We start from the raw sequence: 12,866 nt of genomic DNA, 5'->3' as shown, positions 1-12,866 counted from the left end.
CGGTACCGCGCCGAGCTCATGGCGCTCGACCCGGTGCGCCGCGCTCAGCTCCTCCACGGCGACTGGTCGGTCAAGCCCGCCGCGGGGCTCTACTTCAAGCGCCTCTGGGTTCGCCTCGTCGATGCCGTCCCGGTCAACGTCCGGTGGCGCGTTCGGTATTGGGATCTCGCAGCCGGCGGCGATTGGGCCGTGGGCGTTCGGATGTCCGTCACCGAGGACGGCGTGTTCGTCGTCGAGCACGTCGTCAGGCTCGTCGGCACTCCCGGCGAGGTGCGAGCCGCCGTCGAGCACACGGCGAACTTCGACGGCGCCGACGTCCCGATCGTCGTCGAACAGGATCCAGGACAGGCGGGCAAAGACCAGATCTTCAGCTACGCGGTGTTCCTCGGCGAGAAGGGCTTCGCGGTCTACGGGCGACCGAAGCGCACGAACAAGATCACCGCCTTCGGGCCCTTCAGCGCGCAGGCGCAGGTGCACAACGTCCTCGTCGTGCGCGGCGCCTGGAACGGCTATCGTTGGGGTGTGGGCATGCCGCCCCTGCGAGGCCATCATGAGGATCACCAAGGTCGAGACGTTCCTGGTCCGTTGGGGCGACATCGCTCGTCCGGTCGACGCCGCCTTCGGCTCGGCGACCGCCGTCGTCGCCATCCACGCCGACGCCAACTCCAAGTTCGTGGCGGGCGAGAATTGGCACTCGGACCTCACCTGCGACCCCGAGCCGCCCCTGGGCAGCATCCTCTACATGAAGGTCCTCCCGGACGACGGCGGCGACACCTGCTTCGCCAGCATGTACTGGGCCTATGAGACCCTGTCGGACAAGATGAAAGCCTATCTGGAGGGGCTGTCGGCGGTGCACGACGCCAATCCCGTCTACAAGGCGATCTTTCCGGATATCGACCGCAAGTATAACTGCTCGACCCACCCGATCGTGCGGACCCATCCGGTCACGGGTCGCAAGAGCCTGTTCGTCAACCCGTCCTACACGACGCATATCGTCGGCCTGCCCAAGGCCGAGAGCGCGGCGATCCTGGGCTATCTCTATCAGCACGCCAGCAATCCCGACTTCCAGGTGCGCTTCCGCTGGCGGCCGAACTCGGTGGCGCTCTGGGACAACCGCTGCACCTGGCATCAGGCGATTTGGGACTACTTCCCCGACACCCGCACGGGCTTCCGTGTAACGGTCGCTGGCGATAAGCCGTTCTGACGCGCCCACGCGAAAAGCGCCGCCGTGAGAAACGGCGGCGCTGGCTGTTTGGTGAAACGCCGCGCCCCGACGCGGCGTCTTGCTATTCGCGGCTGAAGTCCGCCGGGATCTGGGGATCCGGCCCGGCCTTACCCCACAGCACGATCTCGTTGCCCCACGGGTCGCGGAAGGCGTGGTTGTAACCGTTGAATTCCTTCCAGTAGTGGTTCCGCCACAGGATCGCGGCGCCCAGGCTTTCGGCCGTCCCCAGGATGCGCTCGGCGCTGTCGTCATCGCCGATCAGCACCCAGACGCGTGGCTTGCGCCCCTCGGTGCTTAGCGTCCGCGGCTCGACTCCTTCCGGCTCCGGATGGGGGCGGGCGTTGGCCGCCCTGAAGATGCCAAGGTGCAGGTTGCCGATCTCGCTGTCGGTTCCGTCGGGCTTCTTGAAGAAGCCGCCCGGCACCATGCGGTGGTAGACGCCTTCGGGGCGGGCGTCGTTCTGCCAGCCGAACACCTGAGCGTAGAAGTCGCCGGCGGCGGACGGGTCGTCGGAGGCCAGGTCGACGAAGATGAGGGTGTTGGTCACTGAAAAGCTCGCGTTTCGGGTTAATCCTTGAAGCCGATGGAGAGGCTGAGCGCCTTCCAGGTCTCGATATCGGCGGTCAGGCCCTGGGCGGCGTAGCCGGCGTATTTGAGAGCGTCCTCGCCCAGCAGCAGGTGCATCGGCGGATCGGGGACGTCGGCGATCGCCAGGATGGCCTGGGCCGCCTTGGCCGGATCGCCCGGCTCGTGGCCGGCGTGGTCGGCCATGATCCGCTCGGCGTCGCGCGCCAGCCCGTCATAGTCCGGCATCTTGGCGGCGACGATCGCCTTCGAGCCGGCGGCGAAGCCGGTTCTGAGGCCGCCTGGCGCGACATTGACCACCTTGATCCCCAGCTCGGCCACTTCCTGGGCCAGGCTCTGGGTCAAGGCCTCCAGCGCCCACTTGCTGGCGCAATAGACGCCGGTGCCGACCCAGACCGCCAGGCCCGAGACCGAGGTGATGTTGATGATCCGGCCGTCGCGGCGGGCCCGCATGGCGGGCAGGGCGGCCTTCAGGATCGCCAGGGGCGCGAAGACGTTGGTCTCGAACTGGGCCCGAACCTCGTCGAGCGAGGCCTCCTCGACCGCGCCCACCAGACCGTAGCCGGCGTTGTTGACCAGGACGTCGATCCTGCCCGTCACCCGCTCTGCCTCGGCCACCGCCGCGTTCACGGCGGCCGTGTCGGTGACGTCGAGGATCAGGGGATAGCCGCCAACGGCCGCGAAGGCGGCTGCCGCCTCGGGCTTGCGCACCGTTCCGATCGCCAGGTCGCCCCGGGCGATCGCGGCCAGGGCGATCTCGCGACCCAGGCCGCCCGATACGCCGGTGATGAACCAGGTCTTGGACATGGGGCGCTCAGTACGGCTTGTCGCCCCTGACCCAGAGCCGATGCATGGTCCGGAAGTACTTGGTGTCGTCGTACAGCGTGCCGGTGTGCAGGGTGCAGCGGTTGTCCCACATCAGGAGGTCGCCGACCCGCCACTTGTGGCGATAGACGAACTGCTCCTGAGTCATGAATTCGACCAGCTCGTCCAGCAGCGCCAGACCCGCGGGACCGGGCATGCCGATAACTTCAGTAACGGTCCCCGTAGAAGGCCACAGCGCCTTGCGGCCGTCCGCCGGATGCGTGCGGATCAACGGGTGCTCGACGTCGGGATTGGCCGCTTCCATTTCGGGCGAGAGCATCTGCTGTTCGCCGAAGGCTCGCGTCGCCATGAAATGCTTGTAGCTATGGTGCAGCTTCAGGCCTTCCAGCAGCGCCTGCTTTTCGGCGGGCAGGGCGTTCCAAGCGGCGCAGCCGTCGGCCAGCAGGGTGTCTGAGCCCTCATCCGGCACCTCCACCGCATAGAGCATGGTCAGCATGACCGGCTCGGGCTTGTAGCTGTAATCGGTGTGCCAACCGACGCCGTCGTTGTGCGCGCCGACCGGCTTGCCGTCCACCACCCGGTTCGAGAGGATAAAGATCTTCGGATAACCGGGCAGCGTGAAGCGGGTCTGGGTGTGATCCTCGGGCTCGCCGAACCGGCCGATGAAGCGCATGAGATCGTCGGGAGTCATCTTCTGGTCCCGGACGGCGATCGCGCCGTGACGGTGGAAGGTGTCGACGACCTGGTCCAGGACCGCGTCGGAGGCCGAGGCTAGGTCGAGCCCCGAAATCTCGGCCCCAAAGCCGGCCTTCAGGTCCTTGATGGCGATGTCGGCGGCGAGCGTCATGGCGTCCCTCGGCTAGAATTCGAGGCGAGCCTATGCGGCCGTGAGCCGCCGGTCTTGCTCCATCGCGCCTCATGGCTTTCCGGTGGTCCGTGTGGATGACTGCGGCTTGGGCGCCGCGGGGCGGCCTCGGGCGCCCATCGCCCGCAAAGGCGGCGTTGGCGGGACGGTCGAGGTTCGATGACCAAGTCTTCGTGCGCGCTGAGGCAAGACCTCGCCAGGATGCGGTTCTAGCGTGACGGTCGACATCCGCCATTCCAGAGCGCTTCACGATGAGCCTGCGCCCGCCGAACGGACTCTTCAGCGACGCCTTCTTCGACGGGCTCTCGCGCTCGATGCAGGGCGTGGAGACCGCCGAGACCCTGCCGCCCGCCTGCTATACCGACCCGGACTTCTACGAGTTCGAGAAGGAGGCGCTGTTCAACCACGAATGGCTCTGCGTGGGGCGCGTCGACTGGGTCAAGGAGCCGGGCGACTACTTCACCACACGCATCATCGGCGAGCCGATCATCGTCACGCGCAATCGCGACAACGAGATCAAGGCGATGTCAGCGGTCTGCCAACATCGCGCCATGCTCGTGGCCGAGGGCCGGGGCAATACGCGGGGCTTCGTCTGCCCCTACCATCACTGGGTTTATTCGCTGAACGGCGACCTGGTGAACGCGCCGGCCATGGAGCGCACCTGCGATTTTGACAAGAAGGCGATCAAGCTTCCGACCTTCAAGGTCGAGATCTGGCTGGGCTTCATCTTCATCAACTTCGACGCCGAGGCGCCGCCTCTGGCGCCCCGCCTGTCCGCTGTGGAGGCGGCGGTCCAGAGCTACGACCTTTCGAACGCTGACGGCCTGTCGCCGCCCATGACCGGCCAGTTCGCCTGGAACTGGAAGGTGATGTTCGAGAACAACAACGACGGCTACCACGCCAGCAAGCTGCATCGCGGGCCGCTGCACGATTTCATTCCCAGCGAGCTGTGCAGCTTTCCGGAGGCGGGCGAGGGCGATGCGGGCTTCCTGCGCTACAACGGCACGCTCCACGCCGACGCCAGCTTCAATCCGACCCAGAAGGCGGTGCTTCCGATCTTTCCGGAGCTGACGGACGAGGACCGCAACCGCGCGACCTTCGCCAACATTCCGCCGACGCTGTCCCTGGTGATGACCAGCGACATGGTCATCTACCTGATCCTCCGGCCCACGGGTCCCGAGACGATGGAGCAGGACACCGGCGTGCTGGTCGCTCCGGGCGCGCCCGAGAGCGCCGGCTTCGAGGAGCGCCTCGAGATGATCATGACCTCGGCCGGCAAGATCATCGCTCAAGACATGCATGTCGATGAACTGGTGCAGCAAGGGCTGCGGTCGCGCTTCGCCATCCGGGGTCGTTACTCCTGGCAGGAGGGAGCCCAGGTCCAGTTCAATCGCTGGCTGACCCCTCGCTATCAGCAGGCCTGGGCGCGGATGAAGGGGGGCGGCGCGCCGTCGCCCGCCAACGAGGATGCCGCCGCATGAGCCGGCTGCCCGTCATCTTCTTCGGTCACGGCAGCCCGATGATCGCGCTCGAGACCAACGACACCACGCGAGCCTGGAAGGGCATGGGCGAGGCCGTCGGCAAGCCTAAGGCCATTCTCTGCGTCTCCGCGCACTGGCTGACGCGCGGGATCGCCGTCACGGCGATGACCCGGCCGAGGACCATCCACGACTTCGGAGCTTCCTTCCCGAAAGCCTTGTTCGACAAGCAGTATCCGGCTCCGGGCTCGCCTGAACTGGCGGCGCGCGTGCGCGATGTCCTTTCGCCGACGCCCGTGGCTCTAGACGAGCAGGGCTGGGGCCTGGATCACGGAACCTGGTCGGTGCTGTGCAAGGCCTTCCCGGACGCGGACGTTCCGGTCGTCCAGCTCAGCATGGACGCCACCAAGCCCCCGGCCTGGCACTTCGAGATCGGCCAGCGCCTTGCGCCGCTGCGCGACGAGGGCGTGCTGATCGTCGGCACTGGCAACATCGTCCACAACCTGCCGGCCATGGACTGGGGCGACCGCGACTGCGCGCCCTACGACTGGTCCAAGCGCTTCAACGACTACATCAAGACTGCGATCGTCGAGGACGCGCCGCAGCGCGCCATCGACTTCGAGAGCCAGGGCCAGGACGCGCGGCGCTCGGTCCCCACGCCGGACCATTACTGGCCGCTCCTCTACGTGCTGGGCGCGCGCCTGCCTGGCGACGCGCCCACCTTCGCGCCCGACCACATCGAGCACGGCTCGCTGAGCATGACCTCGGTCACGCTCGCGCCCGTGGCCGCCAGCGCCTGACCCGGAGATCCCGATGCCCTTCATCTGCGAACCTGGCCAGACCCGCGCCGACATCGTCCCTGGCGCGCTGCACTGCCTGCCCGCCACCCCGGAGACGATCCACTGGGGCTACTTCGATCCATCGATCAAGCCGGCCTTGCGGATCAAGAGCGGCGACCTCGTCCGCGCCGAGGCCATCACCCACCACGCTGGAGACGCTCCGGACTTGATGATGGACGACGGCGTGACCCGGATCTTCAAGGAGGTCCCGGAGAACGACCGCAATCCCGGCGTCCACATCATGACCGGGCCGATCTATGTCGAGGACGCCAAGCCCGGCGACGTGCTGGAAGTCCGCTACCTGCGCATGGTCCCGCGGAACAACTACGGCTCCAACCTCGCGGCCAACTGGGGCTATCTCTACAAGGAGTTCGGCGAGAAGGAGCGGGTGACGATCTACGAACTGGATCCGAACACCAACACCGCCAGCGCGCTCTACGCCTACGACTTCGAGGGTAAGTATCTGATCCCGGGTACGATCACCCATTGCCCCGAATGCGACCGGCAGCCGGCCCTCAAGGGTGTGCGTATTCCCGCTCGGCCGCACCTGGGGACGGCCGGTGTCGCCCCGGCGGTCGACGGTCGCGTTAGCACCATTCCACCGGGTGAGCACGGCGGCAACATCGACAACTGGCGCATCGGGGCCGGGGCGACGATGTACTACACCGTGCAGGTCGAGGGGGGGCTGTTCTCGATCGGCGACCCCCACGTCAGTCAGGGCGACGGCGAGCTGTCGGGCACGGCCATCGAGAGCTCGTTGAACGTCTTGATGCAGATCGTCCTGCGCAAGGATATCCAGACCCCCGGCCCTCTGCTGGAAACGCCAAAGTGGTGGATTGTTCATGGCTTCAATGAAGACCTGAACCTCGCCATGCGCGACGCCTCGACCAAGATGCTGAGCCTGCTCAGCGACCAGGTCGGACTGTCGAAGAATGACGCCTATTCGCTGATGAGCGTGGCGGCGGATTTCGGCGTCACGCAGGTCGTCGACGGCACCCAGGGCTGCCACGTCCGGATTCCCCGCGACATCTTCCCCAAGCTCAAGGAATAGGTCGATGAAGGCTTGGTCGTTCAGCACCGAAAGCCACCCGCGCGGCGAACGGGCCGAGGCTTGGCGCGACGCGATGGGACGTCTCGGCCTGCCGATCGAGGGGCTGTCGGCCGGCGAGCCGGCCGCGGCCTCGGTGATCTGCCTGACCTCGCCCCTGGGCATCGAGTTCGCCCTGGTCGAAGCCGGCGCTCAGACGATTTCGGGCCGACTGTCGGGGCAGCCCGCCGCCGTGTGGCTGGCGGTGTTGCTGCACGGCGAAGCCACCCTGGTGACCGACGATCTGGCGGTGGGCGTGTCCACCGGCGACATCGCCTTCGGCCCTACGGGGCAGGCGGCGGCTCTTCGCCTCGACACCCGTTCGCGGCTGCTCTTCGTCCGCGCGCCTCGCGTGGCCCTGGATCACCGCCTGATCAAGCCTTTCAACCTGCGGGTGGGCTGGCTGGAGGGATCCAAGGGCGTGCCCCGCATCCTGTCCGACCTGTTGCGGGGCACGGCCGAGGAGTTGGAGAACTTGTCGGTCGATCAGTTGCGGCCGGTCGACCTGGCTTTGACGGAATTCTTGGCTCAGTGCCTGCTGGAACGGGGCGCGGCCACGTCTGACGCTCTGGATCTCTCGACCCCGACCGCGCATCTGCAGCGCCTCTGCCAGACCATTGAGACCCTGCTGCCGGATCCGGACTTGTCGCTCCGTCGCGTGGCGGACGAGGAGGGCGTCTCGCCGCGCTACGTGCAGAAGCTGTTTGCTTCAGCGAACGAGACCTTCAGCCACTATTTGCGCTCGCGTCGCCTGGAGCGCTGTCGGATCGACCTGGCCAGTCCGCAGCACGCTCGGCTATCAATCTCGGAGATTTGTTTCCGCTGGGGGTTCAACGGCTCGGCGCATTTTAGCAGAGCGTTCCGTGAACAGTACGGGCGATCGCCGCGTGAATTCAGGAACGCCTGCGAAGCCGAGATGTCCCGAGATTTTAAACCCGCTCTGGCGCTAAAGCCGGCGCCTGGGGTTCCCAGCATGAGCTCACTGAACGCTTAGCGTGAGCGGCCCGGCCGCGCTGGCGGAGGTCAGTAACCCGGATCAAATCGGCGGCTTCGCCGATGCGGCGAGCCGTCTATCGCGGCGAGAGGATCTGGCCCAGTCGGTCGGGGGCGTTCTCGAGGCGTCTCAAGGCCGGATACCTCGGACCAAGGTGGTAGGGAACCCGAACCAGGCGAACGCGGTCGTCGGCCTTGACGCTCAGCGATATGGGCGCAGCGCCTGGCTTCGCGGCGGCGACGATCGCTCTCTTCAAGGCCTCGGCGGAATAGGGCTTTCCGGCCACCTTGACGATCTGGGAGCCGGCGATGACGCCGGCCTTGAAGAGCGGTCCACCCCAAAGCGCCTCCTTGACCGCGCCATCCCAGCCGATCTCCGCGCCCAGCGAGAAGGTCAGCAGGCTGGCCTCGGCGTCCCTCTCATAGGCGGCGACGTAGGCGGAGGGGCGCGGCTCGAACACAAGACCCCAGCCCGAACGGATCAGGCCGTCGAGCGGCGCGCGATCATGAGCGTCGAGGCGGGCGTCTAGAAAGCTGGCCCAGTCGTAGGGCGCGACCGCGTTCAGGGCGGCGACGACATCCTCGAAGACATAGGTCGAAACGCTCATCTCCCCGTCGTCCACGCCGAAAAAGGCGCGGGCGAAATCGTCCAGCGACCGCGTGCCGTTCGTGCGTTCACGGATGAGGGTGTCGATGTCCAGCCAGAGCAACTGGCCTTCTTCGTAGTAGTCGAGCGACCGCAGCCAACTGGTGGAGCCCGTGCCGCCGGCGGAGTTCATGATGTAGGCGTTGGTCGTGTCCCTCAGGCTGCGCCAGCTGCGTCCTGGCGTAGCTTGGGCGTTGGCGGCGATCAGCGCCAGGCGCTGGCGCATCTGCTCAGGCGAATAGAGACCCGATCGCGTCGCCAGCGTGTCGCCATAGTATTCGGTCAGACCCTCATAGACCCAGAGCAGGCTGTTGCGCATCGGCGTCGTGTAGTCAGGCGTCCAGAGATCGGCCGGACGCCGGTGCTTGCCATTCCAGGCGTGGACATATTCGTGGGCCAGGATGTCACGACCGCTGAATGCGCTGTCCCAAGCCGTGAAGTAGCCCGGCGAGTTGTAGCCGTTCTCGCTGGATCTTTGATGCTCGGCGCCGAGATAGCCGACCGCCGGGTTAAGGCTCAGCAGGAAATCGTAGTGATCGAAGTTCCGCGCGCCGCCGAACAGCTTGTCGGCCTGCCGGACGAGCCGTCGATGGACCTCGATCTGGGCGGGGGTCGCTTTCAGGTCCTTGGGCGCGTCGGCGAACACGTTCAGGCGGACGGGTCTCGGCGATCCGGGATCGAGGTCGAAGCTGGCCTTATGGCGACCGGCGTACACCGGAGAGTCCATCAAGGTTTCGAAGCTGGTCTCGGAAAAGCGCGTCGTGGTCCCGGTCGTCACGGGGCCATCCAGCGCGGCGGCCAAGCTCCAGCCTTGGGGGATCGTCAGGCTTGGTCGGACACGGATGCGGCTCACCTCATGGCCGGCCGGATAGAGAGCGACGGCGGTCCACTTCAACAGCACCAGATTCGGCGTGACGGCGATCCGCACCGGGCCGCCAGGCTGGGCCGTGGGCTGCTCTAGTCGGACGGTCAGCGCTCGGACGCCCGCCGGAACGTCGACGTGAAAGGCGGTCATCTCGACCGGATCGCGTCGCCATTCCAGGCGGCGGCCATCGTCGGCCGTGATCGTGAAGCCGCTCATCAGCACGATCTGGGCGCTGGGCGAATGCTCGCCCGGAATCCATTTTGGCAGCGAGAGCACCATCGGACCCGGTGCGACGGGGATGGTTTCGGTGACCCGGAAAACCTTCCGCGTCGTGTCGCTGACGTCGACCTTCAGATCGATGACGCCGGGATAGTCGATGGCCTTCGCCACGGGAATCGGCGGTGTGGCCGGTGCGGGCTTCGGCTCGGCCAGCGCCATGGACGCAGACAAGGCCAGGCCCACGACCAAAAGGAGCTTCGGCGTCATGCGGATCTCCCGCGCAAAGGGGCGGAGCGGCCGTCAATCCGACCGCTCCGGATCTTGCCTCACAGACCGCTGGAGCCGCCGAACTTGTGGGTCAGCTGCAGATAGTAGCTGCGGCCAGTCGCCGAGAACCACGAGGTGTCATAGTACGGATAGCCCGAATAGGTGGGGTCGCGCGGCGGATCCTTGTCGAGGAGGTTGTCCACGGCGAGGCTCAAACGGGTGCGGTCGTTGATCTCGTACTGGACCGTGCCGTTGAGCATGTAGGTCGCCTTGGTCCAGCCATCCTCGTTGTAGTTGGGGATTCGATCCAGGCGCTGGCCGTGAAGGCCGACGCTGAGGCCGTCGAGCCTCCAGTTGACCGACGCGCTCGTCTTGGTGCGCGGGATGACATAGCCGCTGTCGAAGGCCAGCTGGTTCTCGATGGGATCGCCCGGATACTGGCGGCTGGTGTGATTGTGCACCCAGGTGTGGGCGACGCTGAAGTCGAACACCCCCAGCGCGCTGGTCGGCCAACGATAGTGGGCGGCGACATCGATGCCGGTGGTGCGCTCGGTGGCCACGTTGATCGGATTGATCGTGACGCTGCTGATCGCGCCCGGATTGATCGCGGCCGTCAGCGGATTGCGCTTCACGCGCGCCAAAGCGTCGACGCAGGTCGGCGAGGCGATGTTGACGGCCGTGCCCGCCGAGGTCTTGCCGATCCGGCAATCGGCTTCCTGGCGCAGGACGCTGTCCAGGCTCATGTCCAGCACCGCGTTGTCCAGCTGGACGCGGAAATAGTCCACGGAGATGTCGAAGTTACGGACAGGGGACCAGACCGCGCCGTAATTGAACGACTTGGAGGTCTCGGGCTTCAGCTTGGCGTTGCCCAACCGGACCTTGACCAAACCTTCGTCGGCATAGCTGCAGTCGCCGATATCTTCGCCCGGCTCTTCGGTGCGGCAGCGGTAGTAGTCCGTGCCCGAGGGGTGGCTGATGCCTTCCTTGGCGAACACATAGTGCAGGTCCGGAGCGCGGAAACCGGTTCCATAGGCGGCCCGCAGCAGCAATGTCTTCACCGGCCGCCATTCGAGGCCGCCGTTGTAGGTAAACTTGTCGATCGTATTGCCGCCGTACTTGTAGCTGTCGTAGCGGCCGGCGGTGGACAGCTCGACGCTGCTCAGCAGTGGGGCGCGGAACTCGTAGCCGGCGCCCCAGTGGTCGCGAGAGCCCGAACCATCGGCGTCCCGCAAGCCATAGTAGTAGTTCACGGTCGCCAGCGGGTCGAGGCCCAGCTTGTAGGACTGGTGGCCATATTCGGCGACCGCGGCGAAGCCGACCGGGCCCGCGGGCAGGCGGAAGAGTTCAGCCTGGTTGACTTGGAACGAGACGCCTTGCTGCCGTGCGACGGGCTTGTAGGTCGTGCGCGCGGTAATCGAGTCGAACTCGGCGGTGGTCAGGGGCTTGTAGAGACGCGCCGGATCGGCGTTGAAGATCGGATAACCGCTGTCGGCGTCGACGCCCAGTTGCGTTCCCAGGAAGAGCGCGGTGGCCTTTGACGTGACGACCTTGGGCCAGCTGATCGACGAACGGTATTGGCTGAAGTTGTAGAAGGCTTCGTAGTCCCAGCCGTCGCCCAGCGAACCCTTCACGCCCGGCGTGATGCTGAAGGTCTTGGAGACGTTCTTGATGAAGCCCTTGCTCAGCCCGCCCATTTCCTCAGGCGTAAAGTTGCGGTGCCAGAGATCAAGCGCGCCAGTGAACTGGTTATAGAAGATCCCGTCCTCACTGCCGTTGGCGTCCTGATACTCCCAGTTCAGCACGTCCTGGAATTGCCGCGTGCGGCTATAGCCAGCGGAGATGTCGGCAAAGAACGAGAGGGTGTCGCGGGGCGCGTAGTTCAGCGAAGCGACAACATTGGCGCTCTTGCGCTCGCTGACGATCGTGCCGTAGCCGATCGAGCTGTAGCTGCCGCAGTAGTAGCCGGGACCATAGTCGTCCAGGTCCGCGTCATAGGCGCCCCAGCCAGGGCGGCTGGCGTACTCGATGGAGCCGCCGTTTAGCTTCGAGAGCGCCTTACAGGTGTTCGCGCCTGGATCGACATAGATGTCCTCCGATGGATCCATCCGCAGGAAATCGCGGCGCGCGATGGCGGTGCGGGCGCTGGGGCTATCCTTGGTGCTGTCCTGAATGTCCCGGTCATACGCCCAGATCGGGCGCTGATTGACGAACTCGCCGCCAATCACCAGGTCGAAGTCGCCTTTCGAATAGCCGCTGGAGACGTTCAAGCGTTGGCTGGCTCCGCCGCCATGCTCGTATCCGCCGATGGTCAGGTCGACCGTTGTCCCATCGACCTTTTTCTTGAGGTTGAAGTTCACGACCCCAGAAATGGCGTCCGAACCATAGACGGCCGACGCGCTGCCGCTCAGCACCTCGATCCGGTCGATCATGCCCAGCGGGATCGACGAGGTGTCCGTGAAGGCGCTCTTGCCGTTGTAGGGCAGGGGGAAGTCGGCGATGCGGCGGCCGTTCACCAGCACCAGCGTGTGGTTAGGGCCTAGGCCTCGGAGGTCGACCTGCTGGGCGCCAGGGGTCCAGTCCATGCCGCTGGACGATTGCTGGGTCTGAGTCTCGCCGCCGTTCTGGGTCAGCGAGCGCATGACGTCCGGGACGCTGTTGAAGCCGGAAGCCCTGATGCTCTCGCTGGTGACGACCGTGACGGGAGCAGGGCCTTCGGTTGCCGCGCGGGGAATGCGGGAGCCCGTGATCACCAGCGCCTCGACCGCGTCGTCGTTGGCGCCCGGGGCCTGCGTCGTCTGCGCGGCCGCTGGGCCGACAATCAGAAGACCTGTCGCGCCGGCCAGCGCGCTGGCCCGAAGAAGATGAACCTTCATCGTATCCCCCTCTGTTCGCGCCGACGATCCTGTCCTGGGCGCTCGCAACCTCGGCATTGTTCGAGATTGAGCTCATTTGGATCGCGGCTTTTCCAGATT

The 12,866-nt window shown here is 65.9% G+C and carries 10 protein-coding genes and 1 pseudogene; 6 read left to right on the top strand and 5 right to left on the bottom strand.

Features of this window, described 5'->3' with window-relative positions; all coding sequences use genetic code 11:
* Positions 1 to 18: 18 nt before the first annotated feature.
* Both Q0379_RS24315 and Q0379_RS19545 read left to right on the top strand, forming a co-directional pair.
* A pseudogene (locus Q0379_RS24315) lies at positions 19 to 441 on the top strand (hypothetical protein); the annotation flags it as partial.
* Between the two features lie 109 nt (positions 442 to 550).
* Entirely contained in the window at positions 551 to 1,204 is a 654-nt protein-coding gene (locus tag Q0379_RS19545; protein WP_299015589.1) for a TauD/TfdA family dioxygenase, read from the top strand.
* A gap of 82 nt (positions 1,205 to 1,286) precedes the next feature.
* Here Q0379_RS19545 and Q0379_RS19540 read toward each other — a convergent pair whose 3' ends face one another.
* The 3 genes from Q0379_RS19540 to Q0379_RS19530 are packed head-to-tail and all read right to left on the bottom strand — an operon-like array spanning position 1,287 to position 3,482.
* A complete protein-coding gene (locus Q0379_RS19540; RefSeq protein WP_299015586.1) occupies positions 1,287 to 1,772 on the bottom strand; it encodes a VOC family protein in 486 nt (161 codons plus the stop codon).
* A 20-nt stretch (positions 1,773 to 1,792) separates the two neighbouring features.
* Complete coding sequence (locus Q0379_RS19535; RefSeq protein ID WP_299015583.1) at positions 1,793 to 2,617, bottom strand: oxidoreductase; 825 nt, start codon at positions 2,615 to 2,617, stop codon at positions 1,793 to 1,795.
* 7 nt (positions 2,618 to 2,624) lie between these two features.
* Positions 2,625 to 3,482: a TauD/TfdA family dioxygenase gene (locus Q0379_RS19530; protein ID WP_299015580.1), complete on the bottom strand. Its 858-nt coding sequence runs from the start codon at positions 3,480 to 3,482 to the stop codon at positions 2,625 to 2,627.
* A gap of 269 nt (positions 3,483 to 3,751) precedes the next feature.
* Between Q0379_RS19530 and Q0379_RS19525 the strand changes: the two genes are divergently transcribed.
* The 4 genes from Q0379_RS19525 to Q0379_RS19510 are packed head-to-tail and all read left to right on the top strand — an operon-like array spanning position 3,752 to position 7,898.
* Entirely contained in the window at positions 3,752 to 4,981 is a 1,230-nt protein-coding gene (locus Q0379_RS19525; protein WP_299015577.1) for an SRPBCC family protein, read from the top strand.
* The gene (gene ygiD, locus Q0379_RS19520; protein WP_299015574.1) at positions 4,978 to 5,778 is read left to right on the top strand and encodes a 4,5-DOPA dioxygenase extradiol; all 801 of its coding nucleotides are present in this window, start codon (positions 4,978 to 4,980) and stop codon (positions 5,776 to 5,778) included. The genes Q0379_RS19525 and ygiD overlap by 4 nt, the downstream gene beginning before the upstream one ends.
* A 13-nt stretch (positions 5,779 to 5,791) precedes the next feature.
* Positions 5,792 to 6,868, top strand: coding sequence for an acetamidase/formamidase family protein (locus tag Q0379_RS19515; protein WP_299015572.1), 1,077 nt, complete (start codon positions 5,792 to 5,794; stop codon positions 6,866 to 6,868).
* A gap of 4 nt (positions 6,869 to 6,872) precedes the next feature.
* Positions 6,873 to 7,898, top strand: coding sequence for a helix-turn-helix domain-containing protein (locus Q0379_RS19510; protein ID WP_299015570.1), 1,026 nt, complete (start codon positions 6,873 to 6,875; stop codon positions 7,896 to 7,898).
* A 76-nt stretch (positions 7,899 to 7,974) separates the two neighbouring features.
* Here Q0379_RS19510 and Q0379_RS19505 read toward each other — a convergent pair whose 3' ends face one another.
* A complete protein-coding gene (locus Q0379_RS19505) occupies positions 7,975 to 9,894 on the bottom strand; it encodes a M61 family peptidase (protein ID WP_299015569.1) in 1,920 nt (639 codons plus the stop codon).
* A gap of 59 nt (positions 9,895 to 9,953) precedes the next feature.
* Positions 9,954 to 12,767 (bottom strand): TonB-dependent receptor, encoded by a 2,814-nt coding sequence (locus tag Q0379_RS19500; RefSeq protein ID WP_299015567.1) that lies wholly within the window; start codon positions 12,765 to 12,767, stop codon positions 9,954 to 9,956.
* Positions 12,768 to 12,866 lie beyond the last annotated feature (99 nt).

The organism is uncultured Caulobacter sp. (assembly GCF_937900395.1).
Lineage (GTDB): Bacteria > Pseudomonadota > Alphaproteobacteria > Caulobacterales > Caulobacteraceae > Caulobacter.
This window is presented reverse-complemented; position numbering and strand designations above follow the sequence as displayed.

Coding starts and splice junctions, on each gene's coding strand:
- Q0379_RS19535 (WP_299015583.1), bottom strand. CDS start 2,617: ATGTCCAAGACCTGGTTCATCACCGGCGTATCGGGCGGCCTGGGTCGC.
- Q0379_RS19515 (WP_299015572.1), top strand. CDS start 5,792: ATGCCCTTCATCTGCGAACCTGGCCAGACCCGCGCCGACATCGTCCCT.
- ygiD (WP_299015574.1), top strand. CDS start 4,978: ATGAGCCGGCTGCCCGTCATCTTCTTCGGTCACGGCAGCCCGATGATC.
- Q0379_RS19505 (WP_299015569.1), bottom strand. CDS start 9,894: ATGACGCCGAAGCTCCTTTTGGTCGTGGGCCTGGCCTTGTCTGCGTCC.
- Q0379_RS19525 (WP_299015577.1), top strand. CDS start 3,752: ATGAGCCTGCGCCCGCCGAACGGACTCTTCAGCGACGCCTTCTTCGAC.
- Q0379_RS19500 (WP_299015567.1), bottom strand. CDS start 12,767: ATGAAGGTTCATCTTCTTCGGGCCAGCGCGCTGGCCGGCGCGACAGGT.
- Q0379_RS19530 (WP_299015580.1), bottom strand. CDS start 3,482: ATGACGCTCGCCGCCGACATCGCCATCAAGGACCTGAAGGCCGGCTTT.
- Q0379_RS19545 (WP_299015589.1), top strand. CDS start 551: ATGAGGATCACCAAGGTCGAGACGTTCCTGGTCCGTTGGGGCGACATC.
- Q0379_RS19510 (WP_299015570.1), top strand. CDS start 6,873: ATGAAGGCTTGGTCGTTCAGCACCGAAAGCCACCCGCGCGGCGAACGG.